The organism is Delftia sp. 11MD, from assembly GCF_050907895.1.
In the GTDB taxonomy this organism is placed as follows: Bacteria; Pseudomonadota; Gammaproteobacteria; order Burkholderiales; family Burkholderiaceae_C; genus Comamonas; species Comamonas tsuruhatensis.
Genome location: NZ_CP194333.1, coordinates 1,862,856 through 1,886,192, shown reverse-complemented (window position 1 = coordinate 1,886,192; position 23,337 = coordinate 1,862,856). Strand labels below are relative to the sequence as shown.

The 23,337-nt window shown below is 67.2% G+C and carries 20 protein-coding genes; 12 read left to right on the top strand and 8 right to left on the bottom strand.

Annotation, left to right across the window (positions count from 1 at the left end; genetic code table 11):
* Positions 1-259: 259 nt before the first annotated feature.
* From ACRSCF_RS08465 to hxpB, 3 genes are all read right to left on the bottom strand, one after another.
* Positions 260-1,294, bottom strand: a complete 1,035-nt coding sequence (locus ACRSCF_RS08465; protein ID WP_034367301.1) for a FecR family protein — start codon at positions 1,292-1,294, stop codon at positions 260-262.
* On the bottom strand, positions 1,291-1,911 hold the full coding sequence (locus ACRSCF_RS08460) for an RNA polymerase sigma factor (RefSeq protein ID WP_034367296.1): 621 nt from the start codon (positions 1,909-1,911) through the stop codon (positions 1,291-1,293). Before ACRSCF_RS08460 ends, ACRSCF_RS08465 begins: the two co-directional genes overlap by 4 nt.
* A gap of 162 nt (positions 1,912-2,073) precedes the next feature.
* Complete coding sequence (gene hxpB / locus ACRSCF_RS08455; protein ID WP_244387927.1) at positions 2,074-2,769, bottom strand: hexitol phosphatase HxpB; 696 nt, start codon at positions 2,767-2,769, stop codon at positions 2,074-2,076.
* Positions 2,770-2,885: 116 nt separating this feature from the next.
* Between hxpB and ACRSCF_RS08450 the strand changes: the two genes are divergently transcribed.
* Positions 2,886-3,395: a DUF1993 domain-containing protein gene (locus ACRSCF_RS08450; RefSeq protein WP_034367289.1), complete on the top strand. Its 510-nt coding sequence runs from the start codon at positions 2,886-2,888 to the stop codon at positions 3,393-3,395.
* Positions 3,396-3,423: 28 nt separating this feature from the next.
* Here ACRSCF_RS08450 and ACRSCF_RS08445 read toward each other — a convergent pair whose 3' ends face one another.
* From ACRSCF_RS08445 to ACRSCF_RS08435, 3 genes are all read right to left on the bottom strand, one after another.
* The gene (locus ACRSCF_RS08445; RefSeq protein WP_244387926.1) at positions 3,424-4,713 is read right to left on the bottom strand and encodes an MFS transporter; all 1,290 of its coding nucleotides are present in this window, start codon (positions 4,711-4,713) and stop codon (positions 3,424-3,426) included.
* Positions 4,714-4,837: 124 nt separating this feature from the next.
* The gene (locus tag ACRSCF_RS08440; protein WP_244387925.1) at positions 4,838-8,470 is read right to left on the bottom strand and encodes a hydantoinase B/oxoprolinase family protein; all 3,633 of its coding nucleotides are present in this window, start codon (positions 8,468-8,470) and stop codon (positions 4,838-4,840) included.
* A 233-nt stretch (positions 8,471-8,703) separates the two neighbouring features.
* On the bottom strand, positions 8,704-9,486 hold the full coding sequence (locus ACRSCF_RS08435) for a putative hydro-lyase (protein WP_034367286.1): 783 nt from the start codon (positions 9,484-9,486) through the stop codon (positions 8,704-8,706).
* 126 nt (positions 9,487-9,612) lie between these two features.
* Here ACRSCF_RS08435 and ACRSCF_RS08430 point away from each other — a divergent pair, with 126 nt between their 5' ends.
* Positions 9,613-10,542: a LysR family transcriptional regulator gene (locus ACRSCF_RS08430; protein ID WP_016447520.1), complete on the top strand. Its 930-nt coding sequence runs from the start codon at positions 9,613-9,615 to the stop codon at positions 10,540-10,542.
* Here the strand turns inward: ACRSCF_RS08430 and ACRSCF_RS08425 are convergent.
* Positions 10,539-11,495 carry a LysR family transcriptional regulator gene (locus tag ACRSCF_RS08425; protein ID WP_034367284.1) on the bottom strand — a complete coding sequence of 319 codons (957 nt, stop codon included), beginning with the start codon at positions 11,493-11,495 and terminating at the stop codon, positions 10,539-10,541. The genes ACRSCF_RS08430 and ACRSCF_RS08425 overlap by 4 nt on opposite strands.
* Before the next feature lie 114 nt (positions 11,496-11,609).
* Between ACRSCF_RS08425 and ACRSCF_RS08420 the strand changes: the two genes are divergently transcribed.
* From ACRSCF_RS08420 to ACRSCF_RS08395, 6 genes are all read left to right on the top strand, one after another.
* Positions 11,610-12,581: a Bug family tripartite tricarboxylate transporter substrate binding protein gene (locus ACRSCF_RS08420; protein ID WP_034367281.1), complete on the top strand. Its 972-nt coding sequence runs from the start codon at positions 11,610-11,612 to the stop codon at positions 12,579-12,581.
* Between the two features lie 7 nt (positions 12,582-12,588).
* Positions 12,589-13,617, top strand: coding sequence for a 4-hydroxythreonine-4-phosphate dehydrogenase PdxA (locus tag ACRSCF_RS08415; protein WP_244387924.1), 1,029 nt, complete (start codon positions 12,589-12,591; stop codon positions 13,615-13,617).
* A gap of 28 nt (positions 13,618-13,645) precedes the next feature.
* Positions 13,646-14,818 carry an L-rhamnonate dehydratase gene (locus ACRSCF_RS08410; protein ID WP_016451314.1) on the top strand — a complete coding sequence of 391 codons (1,173 nt, stop codon included), beginning with the start codon at positions 13,646-13,648 and terminating at the stop codon, positions 14,816-14,818.
* An 11-nt stretch (positions 14,819-14,829) separates the two neighbouring features.
* The gene (locus ACRSCF_RS08405; RefSeq protein WP_016451313.1) at positions 14,830-15,759 is read left to right on the top strand and encodes a dihydrodipicolinate synthase family protein; all 930 of its coding nucleotides are present in this window, start codon (positions 14,830-14,832) and stop codon (positions 15,757-15,759) included.
* A gap of 94 nt (positions 15,760-15,853) precedes the next feature.
* On the top strand, positions 15,854-16,213 hold the full coding sequence (locus ACRSCF_RS08400) for a DUF6916 family protein (RefSeq protein WP_026062124.1): 360 nt from the start codon (positions 15,854-15,856) through the stop codon (positions 16,211-16,213).
* The gene (locus tag ACRSCF_RS08395) at positions 16,203-16,727 is read left to right on the top strand and encodes a GNAT family N-acetyltransferase (RefSeq protein ID WP_244387923.1); all 525 of its coding nucleotides are present in this window, start codon (positions 16,203-16,205) and stop codon (positions 16,725-16,727) included. The genes ACRSCF_RS08400 and ACRSCF_RS08395 overlap by 11 nt, the downstream gene beginning before the upstream one ends.
* Here the strand turns inward: ACRSCF_RS08395 and ACRSCF_RS08390 are convergent.
* Positions 16,714-17,085, bottom strand: a complete 372-nt coding sequence (locus ACRSCF_RS08390) for a DUF6916 family protein (protein ID WP_026062123.1) — start codon at positions 17,083-17,085, stop codon at positions 16,714-16,716. The two genes, ACRSCF_RS08395 and ACRSCF_RS08390, sit on opposite strands and share 14 nt — an antisense overlap.
* A gap of 137 nt (positions 17,086-17,222) precedes the next feature.
* Between ACRSCF_RS08390 and ACRSCF_RS08385 the strand changes: the two genes are divergently transcribed.
* The 4 genes from ACRSCF_RS08385 to ACRSCF_RS08370 are packed head-to-tail and all read left to right on the top strand — an operon-like array spanning position 17,223 to position 23,321.
* On the top strand, positions 17,223-17,696 hold the full coding sequence (locus ACRSCF_RS08385) for a phage tail protein (protein ID WP_016447529.1): 474 nt from the start codon (positions 17,223-17,225) through the stop codon (positions 17,694-17,696).
* Positions 17,696-18,187, top strand: a complete 492-nt coding sequence (locus tag ACRSCF_RS08380; protein WP_034367277.1) for a phage tail protein — start codon at positions 17,696-17,698, stop codon at positions 18,185-18,187. The genes ACRSCF_RS08385 and ACRSCF_RS08380 overlap by 1 nt, the downstream gene beginning before the upstream one ends.
* 5 nt (positions 18,188-18,192) lie before the next feature.
* Positions 18,193-18,714: a phage tail protein gene (locus tag ACRSCF_RS08375; RefSeq protein WP_244387922.1), complete on the top strand. Its 522-nt coding sequence runs from the start codon at positions 18,193-18,195 to the stop codon at positions 18,712-18,714.
* Between the two features lie 8 nt (positions 18,715-18,722).
* Positions 18,723-23,321 carry an IPTL-CTERM sorting domain-containing protein gene (locus ACRSCF_RS08370; RefSeq protein WP_244387921.1) on the top strand — a complete coding sequence of 1,533 codons (4,599 nt, stop codon included), beginning with the start codon at positions 18,723-18,725 and terminating at the stop codon, positions 23,319-23,321.
* The last annotated feature ends 16 nt before the right edge of the window (positions 23,322-23,337 follow it).

Sequence of the window (23,337 nt, the reverse complement as noted above, 5' to 3'; positions counted from 1 at the left end):
CTGTGTCCATTGCCCGCTGTCGCGGTGTGCGCGGTGGGTGGCAGGCAGACAGTTGAGCGTCCACCCGCCACGCGCGTGCGCGGCCGTCGCGGTTGTTGGCTGAGCTGTGCACTGGGCAGCGGCCTGGCTGGCAACCATGGAGGCGCGAGAAAACCCGGCCTCCATGAAGGTAAAACCCGCCTTCGCGCCAAAGTGGGAATGTGGCGAGACCAGGAAAACGGGTAATTTACATTTATTTACAAAAGAAGAGAAAGAGCACTCAGTGCGCCGAGATCCGCCAGCCGCCTTGCGCATCGCCCTGCACACGCACCGGCAACAAGTGCGGCAGCGAGCGCAGAAACACCTCGGGCTTGCCGGTCAGCGCCACGCCGGACACGGACAGCGCGGCCAGCCGCGCATCGCCATCCACCCGTACGGGCCGGCCCAGGTAGCGGGCCAGATCGGCTGCCACCTGGGTCAGCGGCGCCTGCTGGAACACCAGCTGGCCGCTGCGCCAGTCACCCACGGTGTCCGCGCCCGCGGCCAGCGGCTGCCGTGTGCCGTCGCGGGCATCGACGGACATGCCGGCGCCCGCGCCCAGCAGCAGGCGCCTGCCGTCCGCCGCATGGCGATCGGGGCGCAGCTCCACCTTGCCCTCCAGCACCTTCACCACCAGCGCGGGCGGCCCGGCGCGCACATTGAAGGCCGTGCCCACCACGCGGACCTGGCTGGCGCCGCTGTCCACGGTGAAGGGCCGCGAGCGGTCGGCGGCGACCTGGAAGAAGGCCTCGCCCTGGTCCAGCACCGTCTCGCGGCGGCGCGGGTAGTAGCGCACCTGCAGCCTGGAGGAAAAATTCAGCGTGACCCGCGTGCCATCGGGCAGTTCGGCCTCGCGCACCTCGCCGGGGCCGGTGGCCATCTCGATCACATGGCTTGCGTGGTTGTCCCAGGCATACCAGCCGCCGCCCAGGGCCAGCGTCGTGACCAGAGCCACCGACAGCAACGCCGGCATCAGGCCGCGGCGTGTACGCTGACGTGCCGGCGCGGGCAAGTGGGCCTGTGTCTGCGCACGCGGCCCGCTCGCCCTGGCTTGCGGCGCAGCAGCCGCGTCGCAGGCCAGCACCGGCCTGGGCAACTGCTGCAGGTCCAGCACCGTGCGCCCCAGGCTCTCGAAGATGCTGCGGTGCTGCGGGTCGGCGGCCAGCCAGGCGTCGAGTTCGCGCTCGTCGGCGCCGGTCCAGTCGGCTTCACGGCGGCGGGCGAAGTAGTCGGCGGCGCGGGCGTGCAGTTGCAGGCGTTGCGGGGTCAGCGTCATTCCCGGCCCTCCCCGTCCGTCGCGGCCTGCGCCAGCAGGCCCTGCATCAGGCGCATGTCTTCGGCGCTGCCGTACTGCACGCGCAGCTCGCAATAGGCCATGGCCAGCGTCACATGGTTGTGCACCATGCGGCGCGAAATGCCCATGCGCTGCGCCACCTCGGTCTGCGTGAGCCCGTCGATGCTGTGCAGCACGAAGGCCTCGCGGCGACGCTCGGGCAGCTCGGCCATGGCCTGCTCCAGCCGGCACAGGCGCTCGCGGTGGTGCGCCGCCTGAAGGGGGTCCGACCCCTCGCCGGCCGGCAGTTGCTGCGCCAGTTCCATGTGTTCATCCAGCGAGACCGATTCGCGCCCCGGCGCGCCCGCCGAGCGGCGCCAGGCGTCGTGCGAGACATGGCGGGCGATCACGCGCAGATAGGGCTCCTGCTCCTCGGGCGGCAGGGCCTTGCCCGAGGCCGCATAGCGCACGAAGACCTCCTGCACCGCATCCTCGGCATCCTCGCGGTTGCGCATCTGCCGGCCCAGCAGGCGGCGCAGAGGCTGGTGCCAGCGTGCATACACGCGGGCCAGCAGGGAGGGGGCGGCATCATCGTCCGCGCCAGGCACGCGCGCGCTCACGGGCAGGCTCCCGGCACGGCGGTCAGGACGCAGGCAGGCACGCCAGCATGGGAAACGGACAGGACGAAGAAGAACGGCACGGGCGGCGATTGTACTGAGAATGGTTCTCATCAACACCCTTGCGGCCGGCACGCGCCATGCGATGCGGGTGCTGCGGATGCCTTACCGGCCCGCTGCCCCATGCAGCGCCACCAGCGTGGGCACCACCCAGTGCGGCGCAGGCTGCGCCCCGTCGAAGCACTGGTCCTCGGACGGCACGGCGATGACGGTCATGCCGGCCTGCCGCGCCGCATGTGTTCCCGAGACCGAGTCTTCGAACACCAGGCAGCGCCCGGCCGGCACGCCCAGGCGTTGCGCCGCGAAGTAATAGATGTCGGGCGCGGGCTTGCCGCGCACCACCTGCTCGGCCGAGACGATGGCGTCGAACGCCGGCCGCAGGCCCAGCGCATCCAGGGTGTGGTGGCACAAAGACAAAGGAGAGTTCGAGGCCAGCGCCACGCGCCAGCCCAGGGCGCGGCAGGCGCCCAGTGTTTCGCGCACGCCGGGCAGGGCCTGTCCATGCGCGCTGACCAGGGCCGCCACGCGCGCGACCACGCGGCTCTCCAGCTCGCGCTGGCTGGGCCCCTGCCAGGGCCGGTGGGAATACCAGTGCGCGGCAACCTGCGCCGTGGTCATGGGCGCCGTCACGCGGGACATCTCGGCCGTGATGTCGATGCCGACCTCGGCAAAGGACTCGCGTTCGGCACGCTTCCAGAAGGGCTCGGAGTCTATGAGCAGGCCGTCCATGTCGAAGATGGCGGCGCCGAATCCGGCCTGGCCAAGACCTGCGAACGAGGGAGCGGCTTCAGGGATTTGCATGGCGCGCATGCTAGCGCAGGCGGCAAGTGAAAGCAGTTGCTGTTAGCCTGTGCCGGCTGGCGATGGATGCAGGTGCATGCGATTGCCAGCCCTTCACAATCCTTAGCGAGCCCGCAATGACCAGCCCCCTGTACACCGCCTCCATTCCCGTCCTGCAGCAGATGCTGAAGGCCCTGTCCGACGTGCTCAAAAAGGCCGAGGAACACGCCGCGCAGAAGAACATCGATCCCGACGCCCTGCTGCAGGCCCGCCTGTTCCCCGACATGTTCCCGCTGGTGCGCCAGGTGCAGATTGCTGCGGACTTCGCCAAGGGCATCGCCTCGCGCCTGGCCGGCGCCGAGGTGCCTTTGTGGCCCGACACGCAGACCAGCTTTGCCGACCTGCAGGCGCTGATCGCCAAGGCGCTGGACCATGTGGGCTCGTTCGCGCCCGAGCAGTTCGCGCAAAGCGAGTCCCGCGAGATCGTGCTGCGCCCCGGCACGCCCAAGGAAAAGAAGCTGACCGCCAGCGCCTACTTGCTGCACTACGGCTTGCCGCAGTTCTTCTTCCATGTGACCACCGCCTATGCCCTGCTGCGCCACAACGGTGTCGAGGTCGGCAAGCGCGACTACATGGGCAGCTACTGAGCGTGCCGTGGCCGGTCTGCCCAGCGTTTCACTGCGCCGCCAGATCCCGGCCTCGCGTCTCCGGCAGGCACATGGCAAACAACACCACCATCACGTAGCCCGCCGTGGCGCAGATGCCGATGGCCGTGCCCAGCGACAGGCCCAGCCGGTCGCTGAACACGCCCACCAGCGCAGGGAAGGTGGCCCCGATGCCGCGGCCGAAGTTGTAGCAAAAGCCCTGGCCGGAGCCGCGCAGTTCGTTGGGGAACAGCTCGGCCAGGAAGGCTCCGGCGCCGCTGAAGATGCCCGACATGAAAAAGCCCAGCGGAAAGCCCAGCACCAGCATCCAGGCATCGGTGATGGGCATCAGCGTATAGGCATAGGCCAGGCTGCCGGCGCCGATGGCGAACAGCGTGAAGGCCAGGCGCCGGCCCAGCCGGTCGGAGGCGTAGGCACCGCACAGGTAGCCTGCAAAGGCGCCAAAGATGAACATGAACTGGTAGCCGCCCGAGCCCAGCACCGTCAGGTGGCGCTCGTTCTTCAGGAAGGTGGGCAGCCACACGGCAATGGCGTAGTAGCCGCCCTGCATGCCGGTGAACATCAGGCTGGCCAGCACCGTGGTCTTGAGCATGCCGCCCTTGAAGATGTCCAGGAAGTGCCCGCTGCGCTCGCCCCGGCCCACGGCGGCGCGGGTCTTCAGGTAGACCTCGGGGTCCTTGACGGAACGGCGGATGAACAGGATCAGCAGGGCCGGCAGCAGGCCCAGCAGGAACATGGCCCGCCATGACATCTCGGGCGGCAGAAACGAGAACAGCGCCATGGACACCAGCACGGCCGCCCCCCAGCCTATGGCCCAGCTGCTTTGCACCAGCCCCACCGCCTTGCCACGGAAAGCCGGCCGTATGGTCTCGGCGATCAGCACCGAGCCCACGGCCCATTCGCCGCCAAAGCCCAGCCCCTGCAGCGTGCGGGCCAGCAGCAACTGGCCCGGCGTCTGCGCCAGGCCGCAGGCGAAGGTGAAAAGGGCGAACACGAGGATGGTCCACTGCAGCACGCGCACACGCCCGTAGCGGTCCGCCAGGATGCCGGCCATCCAGCCGCCGATGGCCGAGGCCACCAGCGTCGAGGTGCCGATCAGGCCGACCTCGGTCTTGCTCATGCCCCACAGCGACAGCAGGATCGGGGTGACCAGGGGCAGCGTGTAGTAGTCGAAGGCGTCCACGGCATAGCCGCCGAACGAGGCCGTCAGCGCCCGCTTTTCCTTGGGCTCGAGCTGGCCCAGCCAGTGGCCCCGGGGCTGCTCTGCGGCCAGGGTCCTTGCGTTGTCAAGGCTTGTCATTTGTTGTCTCCTTGCACTTCGGCTGCGCGAAGCGTCTTGCATTCAATGGCACTCCATCGGTTGTGATCCGGGCCTGGCCGGGCGGCCCTCCCCCGCCCGCGCCATGCCCCCTGCTGGCGGCGTGTCAGGCCGCCGTTCCGTAGCCGCCGCCCCCCGGCGTGCAGACTTCGAAGATGTCGCCCGGCTGCATGTGCACGGCGCCGATGTGGTCCAGTTCCTCCACCTGACCATCGGCACGCAGCACACGGTTGATGCCCGGCTGCCCCGGCTGGCCACCTGCCATGCCGAAGGCCGGATTCAGGCGCCCGTTGGACAGGATGCTGGCCGTCATGGGCTCCAGGAAGCGCACGCGCCGCACGCCGCCGTTGCCGCCGTGCCAGCGCCCGCCGCCGCCCGAGCCGTCGCGGATCTCATAGCTGTCCAGCATCACGGGGAAGCGGAACTCCAGCACCTCCGGATCGGTCAGGCGCGAATTGGTCATGTGCGTCTGGACGACGCTGGTGCCGTTGAAGCCGCGCTCCACCCGGCCCTCGGCGTCCAGCACCGCGCCCGCGCCACTGCCGCCGGCAATGGTTTCGTAGTACTGGTGGTGCGCATTGCCGAAGGTGAAGTTGTTCATGGTGGGCTGGCTGCCCGCCATCACGCCCAGCGCGCCGAACAGCGCGTTGGTGATGCAGGTGGAGGTCTCCACATTGCCCGCGACCACCGAAGCGGGCGGGTTGGGGTTGAGCATGCAGCCCTGGGGGATGATGACTTTCAAAGGCTTGAGGCAGCCCGCGTTGAGCGGGATGTCGTCGTCCACCAGCGTGCGGAACACATAGAGCACGGCCGCCATGCACACGGCGCGCGGCGCATTGAAGTTGTTGGTCTGCTGGACGCTGGTGCCCGAGAAATCGATGACGGCACTGCGCTCGGCCGTATCGACGGTGACGGCCACGCGGATCTGCGCGCCGTTGTCCAGTTCCAGCGTGAACTGCCCGTCCCTGAGCCGCGTGATGACGCGGCGCACCGACTCCTCGGCGTTGTCCTGCACATGGCCCATGTAGGCCTGCACCACGGGCAGGCCGAACTGCGCCACCATCTTGTGCAGCTCCTGCACGCCTTTTTCATTGGCCGCGATCTGGGCCTTCAGGTCGGCCAGGTTCTGCTGCGGGTTGCGGCTCGGGTACTCGCCGCCTTGCAGCAGCTCGACCATCTCCTGGGCGCGCAGCACGCCGCGATCGACCAGCTTGAAGTTGTCGATCTGCACGCCCTCTTCCTCGATGCGCGTGGAAAACGGCGGCATGGAGCCCGGCGTGATGCCGCCCACATCGGCATGGTGGCCCCGGCTGCCGACGTAGAAGGTCGGAGATGCCTCGCCGGCGATATGGACCGGCGTGATGACGGTGATGTCCGGCAGATGGGTGCCGCCCTGGTAGGGGTCGTTGAGCACGTAGACATCGCCCTGGGCCATGCGCCCGGCGTTCCTGCGGATCACCGTCTGGATGCTTTCGCCCATGGAGCCCAGATGGACGGGCATGTGCGGCGCGTTGGCGATGAGATGGCCCCGGGCATCGAACAGCGCGCAGCTGAAATCCAGCCGCTCCTTGATGTTCACCGAATAGGCGGTGTTCTGCAGCTGCAGGCCCATCTGCTCGGCAATGTTCATGAACAGGTTGTTGAAGACCTCCAGCAGCACAGGGTCCACCGTCGTGCCGGCCGCGTACTCGACCTTGCGCGGCACCACCCGGTCCAGCACCAGGTGATCCAGCCCGGTGAGCCTGGCCGACCAGCCAGGCTCGATCACGGTGGTGGCGTTGCGCTCGGCGATGATGGCCGGGCCGGCAATGACGTCGCCGGGCCGCAGGTCCTCGCGCACCACCAGGGCCGCGCCATGCCAGGCGCCGCCGGTGTACATGCGCACGGTTTCGCGGCGCGGATGCTCGCGCGGCGGATGCTCCGGCTGCAGCGGCTCGCCGGGCGCATCGCCCGCAATCACGGCTTCGACCGACACGGCTTCCACCACCAGGCCCTTGCCCGCCATCAGAAAGGCGAAACGCTGGCGGTAGGCCGACTCGAAAGCCGACTGAATGCCCGGCAGGGAGCCAAAGGGCACGACCAAGGCGGAATCGGAGCCCTCGTAGCGCACATGCACGTTGTGCCGCACCTGCACAGGGCCTGCGCCGACCTGCCGGCGCTCCAGCTCCGCCTGCGCGCCCGTGCCCAGCGCATCCAGGCATTCGGCGATCAGCGGCAGGGCCTCGGCAGTCAGCGCCAGCTCCATGGCCTGCTCGCGGATCACGGTCTGGTCCGCCAGGCCCATGCCATAGGCGCTGAGCACGCCGGCCAGCGGATGCACGAACACGCGGGACATGCCCAGCGCATCGGCCACCAGGCAGGCATGCTGGCCGCCCGCGCCGCCGAAGCACTGCAGCGTATAGCGCGTGACGTCATAGCCGCGCGCCACGCTGATCTTCTTGATGGCGTTGGCCATCTGCTGCACGGCGATGCGGATGAAGCCCTCGGCCACGTCCTCGGGAGTGCGCCCCGTCTGCCGCGCCAGTTCCTCGAAGCGGACACGCACGGCCTCGCCGTCCAGTCGCTCGTTGGCGGCAGGCCCGAACACGCTGGGAAAGTAGCGCGGCTGGACCTTGCCGACCATCACGTTCGCATCGGTCACGGCCAGGGGGCCGCCGCGGCGATAGCTCGCCGGGCCGGGATGGGCACCCGCGCTCTCGGGTCCCACGCGGAACCGCGAACCGTCGTAGGCCAGCACCGAGCCGCCGCCGGCGGCCACGGTGTGGATGCTCATCATCGGCGCGCGCATGCGCACGCCGGCCACCTGGGTCTCGAACTCGCGCTCGAAGGCGCCTGCATAGTGGCTGACGTCGGTGGATGTGCCACCCATGTCGAAACCGATGACCCTGTCGTGCCCGGCCAGGCCCGCCGTGCGCGCCATGCCCACGATGCCTCCGGCCGGCCCGCTCAGGATGGCGTCCTTGCCCTGAAAACTGCCCGCGTCGGACAGCCCTCCGCAAGACTGCATGAAGAACAGCCGCACTCCCGGCATCTCTGCAGCCACCTGCTGCACATAGCGGCGCAGGATGGGAGACAGGTAGGCATCGACCACCGTGGTATCGCCCCGGCTCACGAACTTCATCAGCGGACTGGTCTCGTGCGAAGTGCTGACCTGCGTGAAACCCAACTGCCGCGCAATGCGCGCCGCCATCTGCTCATGCCGCGTATGGCGGTAGCCATGCATGAAGACGATGGCCACGCTGCGCAGGCCGCGCGCATGGGCTGCGGCCAACGCCGTGTGCAGGTGCAGCCCGTCCAGCTCGCGCAGCACCTTCCCATGGGCATCCACACGTTCCACGGCCTCGACCACCTCGCTGTAGAGCAGTTCGGGCAACTGGATATGGCGGTCGAACAGGCGCGGACGGTTCTGGTAGGCGATGCGCAGCGCATCGCGAAAGCCCCGCGTGGTCACCAGCAGCGTGGGCTCGCCCTTGCGCTCCAGCAGCGCATTGGTGGCCACCGTGGTGCCCATCTTCACGCACTCCACCTGATCGGCGGGGACCGGCTCGCCCGGCGCCAGCCCCAGCAGGTGGCGGATGCCGGCCACGGCCGCGTCCCGGTACTGCTCGGGGTTCTCCGACAGCAGCTTGTGCGTGACCAGGCTGCCATCGGGCCGCTTGCCCACCACATCGGTGAACGTACCGCCACGGTCTATCCAGAATTGCCAGCGCCTGTCATGGGGAATGGAGCGTTCTTGCATGGTGTCGGAACCCGTTTGTCTCGAAGTTGAAGTCAGGAAAACCGTGGCCTGGAGCACGGCCCTCCGCCGGTGCCCACCACTGGCGTCCAATCTAAAAGTGACCCTGGACCGCGTCCATCGAGAAGTTTTCGCCCCCTCTGTTCACGAAAACTGAACAGGAGCGGCCCCTTGCCGGCCAGCGACGCAAAGAAAAAGGCCCGCCGAAGCGGGCCCCAAGCCAGGCAGGCAGGCCGTCAGAACGCGGCCAGATGGCTGTTGCGCAACTCCGTCACCAGCATGTGGCCCGGCTCGTGCGTGATGGCGAATGGCAGGGCCGCCGAGCGTATGGCCTGCTGGGGCGTCACGCCGCAGGCCCAGAACACGGGAATCTCTCCCGGCCTGAGCGCCATGGGCTCGCCGAAGTCCGGCCTGTCGATGTCGGCAATGCCTATCTGCGCGGGATCGCCCAGGTGCACGGGCGCCCCATGCACGCTGGGAAAGCGCGAAGTGACCTGGATGGCGCGGATGGCGTGGGCCGCCGTCATGGGCCGCATGCTGACCACCATGCTGCCGCCGAAGCGGCCGGCCCGGCCGTTGGGAATACTGGAGATGAACATGGGCGCGCCCCGGCCTTCATCGATGTGGCGCACGGGCACGCCCGCCTCGCGCAGCGCATCCTCGAAGGAGTAGGAGCAGCCGATGACAAAGCCCACCAGGTCGTCGCGCCACAGCTCCGTGAGGTCATTCACCTGCTCGGCCCTGTGACCATCGCGAAACACCCAGTACGAGGGCAGGTCGGTCTTCAGATCGATATCGCCCAGTTCGGGCACGCGGCTGCTGCCGGGCTCGGTCACGCCGATCAGCGGGCAGGACTTGGGGTTGAGGCGAGCAAAGCGCAGGAACTCCTCGCTGCACTCGCGCGGCAATATCGCCAGGTTGCCCTGGGTGTAGCCGGGGCACTGCCCTGCCGTCTGCCCGCGAAAGCGGCCGGCGCGCACCTCCTGTCGGAACTCGGTCGGATGGGTCCAGTGCGTCATGGGTGAGCCTCTATTGAGTGGAGATGCCTCCCAATGTAAAAAGCAGCAGGCCACCGGTCCACTCAGGAATTGTGCGCAGCCTCTCCCAGAAAAACTGAACAGCCACCGCAGCCCGCGCAGACCCCCATGAACATCCGCTTTCTGGAAACCTTTGTGCTGCTGGCACGCATCGGCAGCGTGCGCCGCGTGGCCGAACTGGTGCATGCCAGCCCCGGCGCCGTCTCCATGCGCATACGCGGGCTGGAGTCGGACCTGGGCGTGACCCTGTTCCACTGGGACCGCAAGACGCTGCAGATCACCGACGCCGGCGCCCGCTTGCTGCGGCATGCGGAGGCCGTCATTGAAGCCGCACGCACCCTGGAGCGTGCCGCCAGGTCCGACGACGCCATCGGCTGCCGCCTGCGGGTCGGCGTGCTGGAGACGGCGGTACACACCTTCCTGCCCGAATTCGTCAAGGCGATGGGTGCCAGCCTGCCGCATATCGAGCTGGACCTGACCGTCGATCTGAGCACCCACCTGTCGGAGCAGATGATGCGGCGCGACCTGGACCTGATCGTGCGCACCGGCAGCGGCGTGGACCCCCAGTTCGCCGTGGTCGAGAACCTGCTGGAGGTGCCCGTGCACTGGATTGCCAGGCGGGGCCTGGTGCCCAGGAAGGATGGACTGCACAAGGCGCTGGGCAAGCAATTGCTGACACAGATGCGCGGCACCGGCCCCTACGAGCAGGCCGTGGCCATGGCACAGCAACTGGCCGTGCAAAGCGGCATGGTCTCCAGCGATCTGCGCATCTCGGGATCGCCCTCGCTGGCGGCCCTGGTCTCGCTGGTGCGCGAGGGCCTGGGCGTCGCCATCATGCACGGCATGCTGGTGGCGCCGCAGCTGGCAAGCGGGGAGCTGGTGGAACTGGATCTGCCCACGCCACCCTCCTTTCGCATCACCACCTGGTACCCCAAGAGCCCGCCGCCCGGCGTCACCGACACCGCCCAAGTGCTGCGCCGCGTCTGCAAGAGCTACTGCAAGCGGGTCAGCCCGCATCTGGTGCGGTACATCGGCTAGGGCGCGGATGCCGGCGGCGGCTCCTGCCCGTGCAACAGCGCCAGAAAGCTGGCGGCCGCCTGGCTCAGCGGCCGGTCGCGGCGCACCAGGCTGCCGTAGGACTGCAGGTTGCGGCGCATGCGGTAGGGCAGGATGCGGACCATGCCGTGCTCGGCATGGTCGCGGGCCACGGCCTGCGGTATCACGGCCACCAGATCGGAGTTGCGCACCAGGTTCATGGTGGTGAGGATGGAGCCCGTCTCGATCAGGCCGCGCGGCAGCGGCAGGCCGTGGGCCTGGAACTCCTGGTCGATCAGCGCGCGCATGGGACTGCCCGGCGGCTGCAGCACCCAGCCATAGGCCTGCAGCTGCGCAAAGCCCACGCTGCGGGCACGCGCCAGCGGATGGCTGCAGCCCGCGATGATGGACAGGGCCTCATCATCGAGCGAGCAAAACCGGTGATCCGCGTCGGACGGCCCGGCCGGACGGCCCACCACCACCTCCAGCACCCCGTCCTGCAACTGCGCCAGCAGCCGGTCGCTGGTGTCCACGGCCACCTCGATGGACAACAGCGGCCACTGGCGCTTGAGCGCCAGCAGCGCCTGCGTGAGGCGGCCCGGCGAGGCTGCCATGATGCTGCCCACGGCCAGCCGCCCCGCGCTGCCTTCGCGCAGTTCCTGCAGCTCGCGGTTCAGCGCCTCCATGCCGCCGCGCAGGTGGCGGAAGTAGCCCGTCACGCGCTCGCCGGCGGCGTTCAGTTGCAGGCCGCGGCCCACGCGCTCGAACAGCGGCAGGCCCAGCGCGCCTTCCAGCTCATGCAGCATCTTGGTGGCCGCCGGCTGGCTCAGGCCCAGCCGGGCTGCAGCGCCGCGCAGCGTGCCCTGCTCCTCTATGGCCAGCATCAGCGCCACCTGCCGCATGCGCAGGCGGTTGAGCAGTTGCGGCGTGCTGTCCCTGCGGTCGATGGAGCCCATGGAAGTACCTTTGAATTGATTGCCTGGAGTTATCCATTCATCAGCAATTTTCAGTTTACGGCAATCAATTGCCTGCCTAGCATGGACCCACAACAAAAGCACCGGAGACAAGACATGCAACGCCGCATCCTGCTGGCCGCAGCCGCCCTGCTGCCCTCGCTCGCCACCGCTCAAACCCCGCCAACCCCGCCCGACTGGCCCGCGCGGCCCGTGCGCATGCTGGTGGGCTCGGCCCCGGGCGGCGGCACGGATGCCATGGCACGCGCCGTGGCCGACCGGCTCGCGCCGCTGCTGCGCCAGCCCGTGATCGTGGAAAACCGCCCCGGCGTCTCCAACACCCTGGCCGTGGACATGACGGCCAAGTCCACGGACGGGCACACCATGGTGATGGGCGTGGTCACGGCCCATGCCATTGCCCCGCACCTGCTCAAGCTGGGCTACGACAGCAACCGCGACCTGGTGCCCGTGGCCTATGTGGGCGCAGTGCCCAATGTGCTGGTGGTGGGAAACAACCTGCCCGCGAACTCGGTGCAGGAACTGGTCGCCCTGGCCCGCAAGGAGCCCGGCAGGATCAACTTCGCCAGCAGCGGCACGGGCAGCACCCAGCACATCGCGGCCGAGATGTTCAAGGACGCGGCCGGCATTGAACTGACCCACGTGCCCTACAAGGGCAGCGCCGCCGCCCTGGTGGACCTGGTCAGCGGCCAGGTGCAGATGAGCTTCGACACCATGCCTTCGGTGATCGGCCAGATCAAGGCCGGCAAGCTGCGCCCGCTGGGCGTGACGTCGCCGCGCCGCAACGCCCAGCTGCCCCAGGTGCCGACGCTGGCCGAGGCCGGCCTGCCGGGCGTGGAGATAGGCGCCTGGTACGGCATCTACATGCCAGCGGCCACACCCCGCGCCGTGCAGGCACGGGTGCACGACGAGGTCAACAAGGTGCTGGCCATGCCCGAGACGCGCACGCGCCTGGAGGCCGTGGGCGCCGAGCTGCAGCCCATGGGCCAGGCGGAGTTCATTGCCTTGCACAACGCCGAGTACCAGCGCTTTGGCGAAATCATCCGCAAGAACCACATCAAGATCGACTGAGCCGCACATGCCCGCATCCGAACTTCCCGTTGTCGCCCTGACCCTGGGCGATCCCGCCGGCATAGGCGCCGAACTGATCGCACGCCTGCTGGCGCGGCCCGAGGCCATGCAAAAGGCCAACATCGTGCTGGCCGGCGACCCCTGGCTGTGGCAGCAGGGCCAGCGCATCGCGGGCCTGCAGGTGGCCACCACACCCATCGCCAGCATGGCCCATGCACGTGGCCGCACCGATACCGCCCTGCCCGCCTTCCTGGCCCTGGACACGGTGGCCCCCGATGCCGTGCACCAGGGCCGTGCCGAAGCCGCAGGCGGGCGCTCGGTGCTGCAGGTGCTGGACCGGTGCATGGACGCGGCCCAGGCCGGCCAGATCGACGCCATCTGCTTTGCGCCGCTCAACAAGCAGGCCATGAAGCTGGGCGGCCTGCGCCATGAGGACGAGCTGCACCACTTTGCCGAGTACCTGGGTGTGACTGGCTATTTCTGCGAATTCAACACGCTGGGCGATCTGTGGACCTCGCGCATTTCGTCCCATGTGCCGCTCAGGGACGTGGCCGGCTATCTGAGCCAGGAGCGCATCGCCCAGGCGGCCGAGCTGATCTACCGCGCGCTGCTGGCCAGCGGCATGGCGGCCCCCAAGGTGGCGATTGCGGGCTTCAACCCGCACAACGGCGACGGCGGCACCTGCGGGCGCGAGGAGATCGACATCATCGCGCCGGCCGTGCGCGCGCTGCAGGCCCGCGACTGGCCCACGCCCGACCCGTTCCACGGCCCCTTCCCGGCCGACACCATCTTCCTGAAGGCCCAGGCCGGCGAGTACCAGGCCATCGTGACCATGTACCACGACCAGGGCCAGATCGCCATCAAGCTGCTGGGCTTCTCGCGCGGCGTGACCGTGCAGGGCGGCCTGCCGATCCCCATCACCACGCCGGCCCACGGCACGGCCTATGACATCGCGGGCCAGGGCCGGGCCAGCGTGGAGGCCACCTGGCAGGCCTTCCTGATCGCCTGCCGCATGGGCGCCGCGCGCCTGTCCTGACTGACTTCACTCCCCCGCCCTCACCATCATGAAAATCAAATCCGTCCGCGCCCGCGTCTACGAATGGCAAGGCAAGACCGTGCCGCCCCAGGGCAACTTCTGCTCCAACGCCATGGACCTGCTCTATGCGCCGCAGGAGACCATGTCCACCTTCCGCTTCCATTCCTGGACGGTGGTGGAGATCGAGACCGATGACGGCATCGTCGGCCTGGGCAACGTGGCGCTGGCGCCGCGCATCGCCAAGGCCATCATCGACGAGTACCTGGCGCCCCTGGTCATCGGCCACGACCCGTGGGACTACGAATACCTGTGGCAGCGCATGTACCGCGCCACGCACGCCTGGGGCCGCAAGGGCGTGACCATGGCCGCCATCTCGGCCGTGGACCTGGCCATCTGGGACATCCTGGGCAAGAGCGTGAACAAGCCTGTGTTCAAGCTGCTGGGCGGGCGCACCAAGGAAAGGATTCCCTGCTACTACAGCAAGCTCTACCGCACCGACCTCAAGGCCATGCAGCAAGAGGCGCAAAAATTCCTGGACCAGGGCTTCAAGGCCTTCAAGATGCGCTTCGGCTACGGCCCGGCCCATCTGCAGGAAGGCGTGCGCGAGAACCTGCGCTCGGTCGAGGCCGTGCGCGAAGTCATAGGCTACGACTGCGACCTGATGCTGGAGTGCTACATGGGCTGGAACCTGGAGTACGCCAGGCGCATGCTGCCCAAGCTGGAGAAGTTCGAGCCGCGCTGGCTGGAGGAGCCCGTGATCGCCGACGACATCGACGGCTACGCCGAACTCAGCCGCCTCAGCAGCATTCCGATCTCGGGCGGCGAGCACGAGTTCAGCCTCTACGGCTTCAAGCAGCTGCTGGACAAGAAGGCCGTCAGCGTCGTGCAGTACGACACCAACCGCGTGGGCGGCATCACGGCCGCGCACAAGATCAATGCGCTGTGCGAGGCGTTCAGCGTGCCCGTCATCCCGCATGCGGGCCAGATGCACAACTACCACCTGACCATGAGCACGCTGGCCTCGCCCATGGCCGAGTACTTCCCCATCTTCGACGTGGAAGTGGGCAACGAGCTGTTCTGGTACATCTTCGACGGCGAGCCCGTGGCCGAGAACGGCTTCCTGCAGCTCAGGGACGATGTGCCGGGCCTGGGCCTCACGCTCAAGACCGAGTACCTGGACCAGTTCCGCATCGTCGAATGAGGGAGCACGCCATGCCCGGAATTTCTCGGCCGCGCTACAGCGGCATCTTCCCCGTGGTCCCCACCACCTTCCACGAGGACGGCACGCTGGACCTGGCCAGCCAGAAGCGCTGCCTGGATTTCATGATCGACTCGGGCGTGGACGGCCTGTGCATCCTGGCCAACTTCTCCGAGCAGTTCCTGCTGGCCGATGACGAGCGCGAGGTCCTCACGCGCACGGCGCTGGAACATGTGGCGGGCCGTGTGCCCGTGATCGTCACCACCACGCACACCTCATCGCGCGTGTGCGCCGAGCGAAGCCGCCGCGCGCAGGACATGGGTGCGGCCATGGTGATGGTCATGCCGCCCTACCACGGCGCCACCTTCCGCTTCGGCGAGCCCCAGATCCAGGGCTTCTTCCAGGCCGTGTCCGATGCCATCGCCATTCCCATCATGGTGCAGGACGCGCCCGCCGCAGGCACGCCGCTGTCCCCCGCCTTCCTCGCGCGCATGGCCCGCGAGATCGAGCAGGTCTGCTACTTCAAGATGGAAACCGCAGGCGCCGCCGGCAAGCTGCGCGAACTCATCGCCCTGGGTGGCGACGCCATCGAAGGCCCCTGGGATGGCGAGGAAGCCATCACCCTGCTGGCCGACCTGCAGGCCGGCGCCACGGGCTCCATGACGGGCGGCGGCTTTGCCGACGGCATACGCCCCATCATCGAAGCGCACAGAAACGGCGACCCCGACACCGCATTCGCCCTCTACCAGCGCTGGCTGCCCCTGATCAACCACGAAAACCGCCAGGCCGGCTTCCTGGCCGCCAAGGCGCTGATGAAGGCCGGCGGCGTGATCGCCTGCGACGCGCCGCGCGCGCCCTGGCCGCCCATGCACCCCGAGGTGCGCCGCCAGTTGCTGGACATTGCGCGGCGGCTCGATCCGCTGGTGCTGCGCTGGGGGGGTTGAGGCAGTTGAGGTCTCAGCAGAAGAAAACCGCCGCCTGTGCATGGGCTATGCTGCCGCTCTGTGCCTGCCAGCCCCACCGATCAGACTGCCGCCCATGTCCGCAACCTCTTTGTCCCCGTCCAACGTCGAACTGGACGACGCGCTGTATGCCAGAGTCCTGTCCTGGAGCGACGCCCAGGCCCTTGCCCAGCAGACCGTGAGCTTCTTCATGGCGGAGGGCGAGCACACCATCGGCATCGACATGCAAGTGCTCAGCGCAACGCAGACATCGGCCGACACGCCCGGCATGCTGCAGTTCTCCCTGGTGTTTCGCGGTCCGCGCCAGCCGCAGCTGCCGCAGCGCACTTACCGCGTGCGCCATGCGCAGCTCGGTGACTACGCCATCTTCATCACGCCCATTGCGCAGTCGGCAGGCCATGTCGATTACGAGGCCTGCTTTTCCCATGCCGTCTGATCCGTTCGTGCCCGAGTTGCCGCCGCTGTATCTGGAGGATGTGCGGCTGCGCCTGGCCGAAGAAGCCGACTACGCTTTTCTCCGCGCCCTGTACCGCCAGGTACGCGCTGCCGAACTGGCGCCCGTGCCCTGGAGCGAAGCAGAAAAGCATGCCTTCTGCGATTCGCAGTTCGCTTTGCAGGACCAGCACTACCGCAGGCACTACGCACACGGCGCGTTTTTCGTGATCGAGAGGGCAGGTCTGCCTATAGGCCGGCTCTACCTCAATCTCGCACCCGGGCCGTTGGGAGTGATGGACATCTCGCTCGACGCCGCTGTTCAAGGCCAGGGACTGGGCACGGCCCTCATGCAATGGCTGGCCGGCTGGGCAGATCAAGAAGGGCGCGACATGCAGCTGTTCGTGGAAGCCAACAATCCAGCCCGGCGCCTGTATAAGCGCCTGGGCTTTGTCGAGCAGGACCAGGAAGGCATCTACCTGCGCATGCGCAGGACCGCGGCGCTCAGCCGCGGTTGAACACGGCTTCCAGCAGACCGCCTCGCGCGTCGCTGGGGCTCAGGAAGACGGCGTGGCTTCCCAGAGCCGGATGAGAGATTTCCCAGGTGTCCTGCAGCAACGCGCCAGGGCGGGACAACTCGAACAGTGCGCTGAAAGAGCGGTCGCCATGCAGTGTGTGCGGCAGCGCCGCCAACGAAACCAAACGTAACTCGGAAACTTCTCCTGCTATCGAGAAGCTATGGCCCAGCAGCGGCTGAAAGTGGCTGCGGCGCAACTCCATGCCAGCCGCACAGGCGATCACTGGAATCCCGGAAACGGCCGCTGCAGCGGGAAAGGCCCCTGCAACCTGCATGAAAGCACGGCGTCCTGTCTTCATCGTGGCCCTTCCTGCCCAAGCAACAGAAGCAAAATATTTTTGCTGCGAAACAGCTTGCCATACTAAACTATTTTGCAATTATTAACGTTTACTAACCCCACCCTGTCATGGCTCAACCCTTTGTTGGGGAAATCCGCATGTTTGCCGGCAACTTCGCGCCGGCAGGCTGGATGTTCTGCGAAGGGCAGCAAATGCCCATCTCGGAATACGAAACCCTTTTCACTCTGATCGGCACGACATACGGCGGTGATGGCCAAAGCACCTTCGCCCTGCCAGACATGCGTGGCCGCATCCCCCTGCACGCAGGCAACGGATTCCCGCTGGCTCAGGCCGCTGGAGTCGAAGACGTCACGCTGACCGTCAATCAGATTCCAGCCCACACGCACGGCGTTCCCGCGTCCTCGGGCACAGGCTTTCTGGCCTCGCCCGCCGACGCAGTGTTTGCCAAGCACAGGGATCACAAGGCCTTTGTGAACGGCGTCCCCGCCACGCCCATGGCTGCATCGATGGTGAGTTCGGTAGGAGGGTCGCAGCCGCATACCAATATGCCGCCCTTCCTTTGCGTGAACTTCATCATCTCGCTGTTCGGCATCTATCCCTCCCCCACCTGATGTCTACCCCCTTTCTCGGAGAGGTTCGCGTCTTCTCCTTCAACTTCGCCCCCAAAGGCTGGGCTCTTTGCAATGGGCAGTTGCTGCCCATCAACCAGAACCAGGCACTGTTCTCGCTGCTGGGCACCACCTACGGTGGCGACGGGCAGACCAACTTTGCACTGCCCGACCTGCGCGGCCGCATGCCCATGCACATGGGAGCCGGCCATACGCTGGGAGAGAGAGCAGGCGAGCAAACCCACACCCTGACCCTGCCAGAGATACCGCAGCACAGCCACGCCATGGCCGCTTCCGGCACCACGGGCCAGGCGACATCGGGCAACGGCAACCTGCCCGCAGCGGCGCGCGGCCACTATGCGCAAAGCGGCAATACGACCATGCCCGCCCTGTTGGCCAATGTGGGCGGCAGCCAGCCACACCTCAATATGCCGCCCTATCTGGCACTGAGCTTTTGCATGGCCATGCAAGGCCTCTTTCCTTCTCCGACCTGAAGACCATGTCCGATCCCTTCGTCGCCGAAATCCGCCTTGGCGGGTTCAACTTCGCACCCAAGGGCTGGGCCTTTTGCAATGGTCAGCTCATACCGCTTTCTCAGAACACGGCGCTGTTTTCCCTGCTGGGAACGGCATATGGTGGAGATGGCAAGTCCAACTTCGCGCTTCCCGACTTGCAGGGCCGCATGCCCATGCACCCGGGCCAAGGACCTGGACTGTCACTGCGCGATCTGGGCGAATCCGGCGGTGTTGAAACCGTGACGCTGCAGGCATCGGAAATTCCCGTCCACAGCCATCTGGCCCGAGCGGGCACGCCTGCGGATCCCGCTGTAGCAAGCCCGGCAGGCGCCGTCCTGGGCACCGCACCGACGCGCCCCTACATCGCGCCAGCCTCCAACACCTCTGCGGTCACCATGGCTCCCCCTCAAGCTGCGGGCGACAGCCAGCCACACAACAATCTTCCGCCCTACCTGGTCATGAACTTCATCATCGCCTTGCAGGGCATCTTCCCCGCACGGAGCTGAGTACACCTATGCGCAGTTCCATTGCGGCCTTGACCCTGTTGACCTTGACCACGGGGGCTCAGGCCGATCCCCTGGTGCAACGCGAGTTCTCTGGCAGGGACAACCGCTTCATAGAAATGCCCGGGGCCGGCTTTCGCGCCATGGCCACAGGCAAGCGCATCAGTTTCGACGCGCAAGGCATGAGCATCGACCTGCCCGGCCGGGCCACCAGCGTGCAAGGCCGGTCGGTGGCCGCATCCGGCGTGGCCCGGAGCCTGAGCCTGCGCCCGGATTCGCGCCTGCGCTACAGCTTCGAGAACGCATCGATGTCGGCCCCGCAGGGCCTGCACCCTTCGCCCACGCTCTACCACTGGCTGGTCGGCGAAGCCGCGCAATGGCGCACGGGCCTGCGCAGCTTCGGTGCCTTGGGCTACCGCAGTGTCTGGCCCGGCATTGATGCCGTTTTCCAGGGCGAGCCCGGCGGTCTGAAGTACCAGTTTGAACTGGCTCCTGGTGCCGATGCCGCACAGGTCTGGCTGCGCGTGGAAGGTGCGACGGATGCACGCATCCTGCCCACGGGAGCGCTGCAGTGGAGCATAGGCAACGACCTTTTCACCGACGATGCACCGCTGGTCTACCAACCCCGGGGCAATGGCCGCGTGGACGTGCCCGCCCGCTATCGGCTGGAGCAGGTGGACGCCACCACCTGGCGCGTGGGCTTTGAGCTGGGCAGCCATGACAAAGGCCTGCCGCTGGTCATCGATCCGGCCTGGACCGGCTACTCGGGCCTGGTCGGAGGCAACTCGGCCGACCAGGTCAACGCCGTGGCGCGAGACAGCGACGGCAACACCTACGCTTGCGGCGTGACGCAATCGTCCGACCTGCCCAACGCGGGCAGCAGCAAAGGTGGCGAGGATGCCTTCGTCGTCAGATTCGATCCCAAGGGTGTCCCCTTGAGCGTCACTTATGTGGGCGGATCGGGAGACGACGCCTGCAACGGCCTGGCCGTGGACATACAAAACCGCATCCACCTGGCGGGCAGCACGGAATCCACCGGCTTCCCCCTGCTTGGCACAGATGCCAACCAACGCTTTCGGCGCAGCAAGAGCACGACGGATAGGGATGCCTTCGTCATGCGCCTGGCACCAGACGGTGCCGGCATTCTGTATTCGGGCCTGATTGGTGGAACGGGTGACGATCAGGCCAATGCCCTGGCTCTGGACACCCTTGGCCGGGTCTATGTGACCGGATTCACGGAAGGCAAAGGCTTTCCTGCCGTGAACGGGCCGCAGCTCAACCACGGCTTTGGCCCTGCGCAGTCAGAAATGCGGGATGCCTTCGTGGCCCGCATCGACGCTTCAGGCAGCGGGCTGGAGTACGCCGGATACATCGGCGGCGACGGCGGTGCCGACATCGGATATGCCATTGCCGTGGACGGCACCGGCGCGGCCTATGTGGCAGGCGCTACCGACTCTGTCTCGGGACTGCCGGGCGCCACGGGCCTCAGGACACAAATCAATTCGCGCGCCATCGATGGATCAGACGGCTTCGTCGCCAAGATCCGGGCCGACGGCAGCGCCTTCGACTACTTCACGCTGCTGACAGGCTCGGGGGCCGGTGCGGACCGTGCACTGGCACTGAACCTGATGTATGACGGCTCACTGCTCGTGGGCGGGGAGACCGGGTCAGACAACTTTCCTGCCGACAACGGCGGACTGCGCAAGGGCCTAGGGCCGCAGACCGCGCGCAGCACCGGCATGGACGGCTTTGTGCTGCGTCTGAATGCATCAGGAGACCAGGTGCTGGACGCCACCTACCTGGGTGGCAATGGCTACGACAGCGTGGAAGGGCTGGCCGGCGACGGCGTGCAGTGGTTCGCCACGGGCAGCACCAGCAATGGCGCAGGCTTTCCCGTCAAGGCACAAAGCGGCCTGTCCACCACGCCAGGAGGCAAGCAGGACGGCTTCCTGGTCAGCATCGCAACCAGCGATCCGAACAACTGGAACTATGCAGGGTTCCTGGGCACCTCGGAAAACGAGGCCATGCGCAGCCTGGCCGCAACCAATGTGCAGGGCAGGACCCTTCTTTCCGTGGGCGGCGCCACCACCACATCGGGCACCAACGGCCTGACCAACCCTGCGAACAGCGCTCTCAGCGCAAACGAGAGCCTTTCGAATGGTCTGGTATTTCGCATCGATCCTTTCGGCCCACCTGCGGCCATGGCGGTGCTCACTGGCTCTCAACAGTCCACCCGCATCCAGCAGCCTTTTGCCACGCCGTTGTCGGTCAAGGTCACCGACATCGACGACCAGCCGCTTGCCGGCATCATGGTGGACTTCAATGCGCCTGCCGCATCGGGGCCATCCACCACCTTTGCCACAAGAACCTCGGTCACGACCAACGACCAGGGCATCGCATCGCTGAGTGCCACGGCCAACCTGTTCGCCGGCAGCTATACCGTGACAGCGCAGGCAGGGGCGGCCAGCACCTCGTTCTCGCTGACCAATGACAAGAGCCCGCAGGCTGCACTGACGGCAAGTGCAGCACTGCAGACCCTGCCCTATGCCGGCACCACCACGCTGAGCGCCAACGGCGGCTCTGGCGCAGGCGCCATCAGCTACGCCGTAACTGCAGGCGCGGCCTATTGCACCCTGACAGGCAACACGGTCACAGCCACGGCTGTGGGCGATTGCACCGTGACGGCGACCAAGGCGGGAGACGCCAGCTACCTGGCCGCCACGACCACCGTGGACATCTCGGTGATCAAGGCCCAGCAGCCTGCGCTGACGGCGACGGCAACGCCCAGCACGCTGGCGGCCTTCAGCACGGCCGCGCTGTCAACCAGTGGCGGCGCAGGGTCCGGCGCCGTGGGCTTTTCCATCACGGATGGAGCCGCCTTTTGCTCCGTCAACGGCAACACGCTCACTGCGGAAGGCACGGGCTCCTGCACAGTGACCGCCACCAAGCTGGGCGATGCCAACTACCAGGACACGCTGGCCACCACCGTGGTGACCGTGACCCCTGCAGCCCAGGTCACCCTGAGCGTGCAGTCCACGCCTTCGACCCTGACCTTCGGCGCCACGGCAACCCTGGCGACCACTGGGGGTTCGGGCAGCGGCGCCGTCACCTACGCCGTGACGGGTGGTGCCCAGTTCTGCGCGGTGACGGGCAACCAGTTGAGTGCCATTGGCGCCGGCAGTTGCACCATCACGGCCACCAAGGCTGGCGACATCAACCACCAGGCCATCAGCGCCAGCACCACCGTCATCGTGGCCAAGGCTGGACAGACAGCACTGTCGGTGCAGGCCAGTCCTGCAGCCATCAGCTTTGGCGGCATTTCGCAACTGAGCACCACGGGCGGCTCGGGCACCGGCGCCATCGGCTTGAGCGTCGCGGGCCCCTGCAGCATCGCGGGCTCCACGCTCACCGGCCTGGGTGTCGGAACCTGTACGGTCACGGCCACCAAGGCAGCGGATGCCGACCATGAAGAGGCCACGGCCAGCACTTCGGTGACGGTGTCACAGGCAAGCCAGGTGGCCCTGTCCGTGGTGGCATCACCCGCCAGCATTCCCAAAGGCGACTCCAGCACGGTCACCGTCACTGGCGGCAGCGGCAGCGGTGTGCTCACGCTGGCGCTGACGGCAGGCGCTGGCAACTGCACGCTGTTCGGCAACACCGTCACCGGCACGGCCGTAGGCAGCTGCACGGTGACGGCGACCAAGGCGGCCGATGCCAACCATGCACAGGCCACCGGCTCGGTACAGATTGCAGTCGGCAAGGCAATCCAGAACATCACCTTCGATTTCTCGTCCCTGCGTTATCTGAGCCCCCAGGCCCTGTCGCTGGCAAACGCCGCCGCAACCAACTCCAACCTGCCGATCAGCTTCAGCAGCCTCACTCCTCAGACCTGTGTGGTCACGGGCACCTCGCTGCGGCTGATGCGCACGGGAGATTGCACGCTGCAGGCCAGCCAGGCCGGCGATGCCGAGTACGCCGCGGCAACGCCCGTGAACCAGACCTTCACGATCACCCTGCCCCCCCACTCTCTGAGCACCATCACCGGTACCGTGGGCGGAACGACGGTCTCAGCAGAGATTGCTGCGGGAAGCCCATGGGTCTTCACACCCATGGGAACAGGCCCGGCGCAGACTGCGGGCTTCATCCCGCTGCAGGGGCACATCAGGTCACCTGCCGACGCACCGCCTGCCAATCTTCAGTTCCCGCTGGGCCTGTTCGATTTCGCTGTCCACAACGGTGCGCCGGGATCCACGGTGAGCATCAAGCTCACGTTCCCGAACAATCTGCCCCGCAATGCACAGTACTGGAAGTACGGCCCCACGTCCGACAACGCAACGCCGCACTGGTATCACTTCACCGGCGCGCAGTTCAACGCCAGCGACAACAGCGTGACGCTGACGATTGAGGACGGCAGGAACGGCGATGACGACCTGGATGTGAACGCCTTCATCAGTGACCCGGGTGGCGTGGCCGTGCTGGCCGCCGCTGCCGGCGGCAGCCCCGCGGCCATTCCCACGCTTTCGCAATGGGGCCAGTGGACGCTGGCAGCGCTGATGCTGGGCGTCGCAGCCCTGGCCGGACGCCGCACGCGAATGCGCAAGCCGCGCTGAGTCGTATGCTGTAGCC

Bases quoted from the DNA above. Each gene is read 5' to 3' on its own strand.
- ACRSCF_RS08465 (WP_034367301.1), bottom strand. From the start codon at position 1,294: ATGACGCTGACCCCGCAACGCCTGCAACTGCACGCCCGCGCCGCCGAC.
- hxpB (WP_244387927.1), bottom strand. From the start codon at position 2,769: ATGCAAATCCCTGAAGCCGCTCCCTCGTTCGCAGGTCTTGGCCAGGCC.
- ACRSCF_RS08450 (WP_034367289.1), top strand. From the start codon at position 2,886: ATGACCAGCCCCCTGTACACCGCCTCCATTCCCGTCCTGCAGCAGATG.
- ACRSCF_RS08445 (WP_244387926.1), bottom strand. From the start codon at position 4,713: ATGACAAGCCTTGACAACGCAAGGACCCTGGCCGCAGAGCAGCCCCGG.
- ACRSCF_RS08440 (WP_244387925.1), bottom strand. From the start codon at position 8,470: ATGCAAGAACGCTCCATTCCCCATGACAGGCGCTGGCAATTCTGGATA.
- ACRSCF_RS08435 (WP_034367286.1), bottom strand. From the start codon at position 9,486: ATGACGCACTGGACCCATCCGACCGAGTTCCGACAGGAGGTGCGCGCC.
- ACRSCF_RS08430 (WP_016447520.1), top strand. From the start codon at position 9,613: ATGAACATCCGCTTTCTGGAAACCTTTGTGCTGCTGGCACGCATCGGC.
- ACRSCF_RS08425 (WP_034367284.1), bottom strand. From the start codon at position 11,495: ATGGGCTCCATCGACCGCAGGGACAGCACGCCGCAACTGCTCAACCGC.
- ACRSCF_RS08420 (WP_034367281.1), top strand. From the start codon at position 11,610: ATGCAACGCCGCATCCTGCTGGCCGCAGCCGCCCTGCTGCCCTCGCTC.
- ACRSCF_RS08415 (WP_244387924.1), top strand. From the start codon at position 12,589: ATGCCCGCATCCGAACTTCCCGTTGTCGCCCTGACCCTGGGCGATCCC.
- ACRSCF_RS08410 (WP_016451314.1), top strand. From the start codon at position 13,646: ATGAAAATCAAATCCGTCCGCGCCCGCGTCTACGAATGGCAAGGCAAG.
- ACRSCF_RS08405 (WP_016451313.1), top strand. From the start codon at position 14,830: ATGCCCGGAATTTCTCGGCCGCGCTACAGCGGCATCTTCCCCGTGGTC.
- ACRSCF_RS08400 (WP_026062124.1), top strand. From the start codon at position 15,854: ATGTCCGCAACCTCTTTGTCCCCGTCCAACGTCGAACTGGACGACGCG.
- ACRSCF_RS08395 (WP_244387923.1), top strand. From the start codon at position 16,203: ATGCCGTCTGATCCGTTCGTGCCCGAGTTGCCGCCGCTGTATCTGGAG.
- ACRSCF_RS08390 (WP_026062123.1), bottom strand. From the start codon at position 17,085: ATGAAGACAGGACGCCGTGCTTTCATGCAGGTTGCAGGGGCCTTTCCC.
- ACRSCF_RS08385 (WP_016447529.1), top strand. From the start codon at position 17,223: ATGTTTGCCGGCAACTTCGCGCCGGCAGGCTGGATGTTCTGCGAAGGG.
- ACRSCF_RS08380 (WP_034367277.1), top strand. From the start codon at position 17,696: ATGTCTACCCCCTTTCTCGGAGAGGTTCGCGTCTTCTCCTTCAACTTC.
- ACRSCF_RS08375 (WP_244387922.1), top strand. From the start codon at position 18,193: ATGTCCGATCCCTTCGTCGCCGAAATCCGCCTTGGCGGGTTCAACTTC.
- ACRSCF_RS08370 (WP_244387921.1), top strand. From the start codon at position 18,723: ATGCGCAGTTCCATTGCGGCCTTGACCCTGTTGACCTTGACCACGGGG.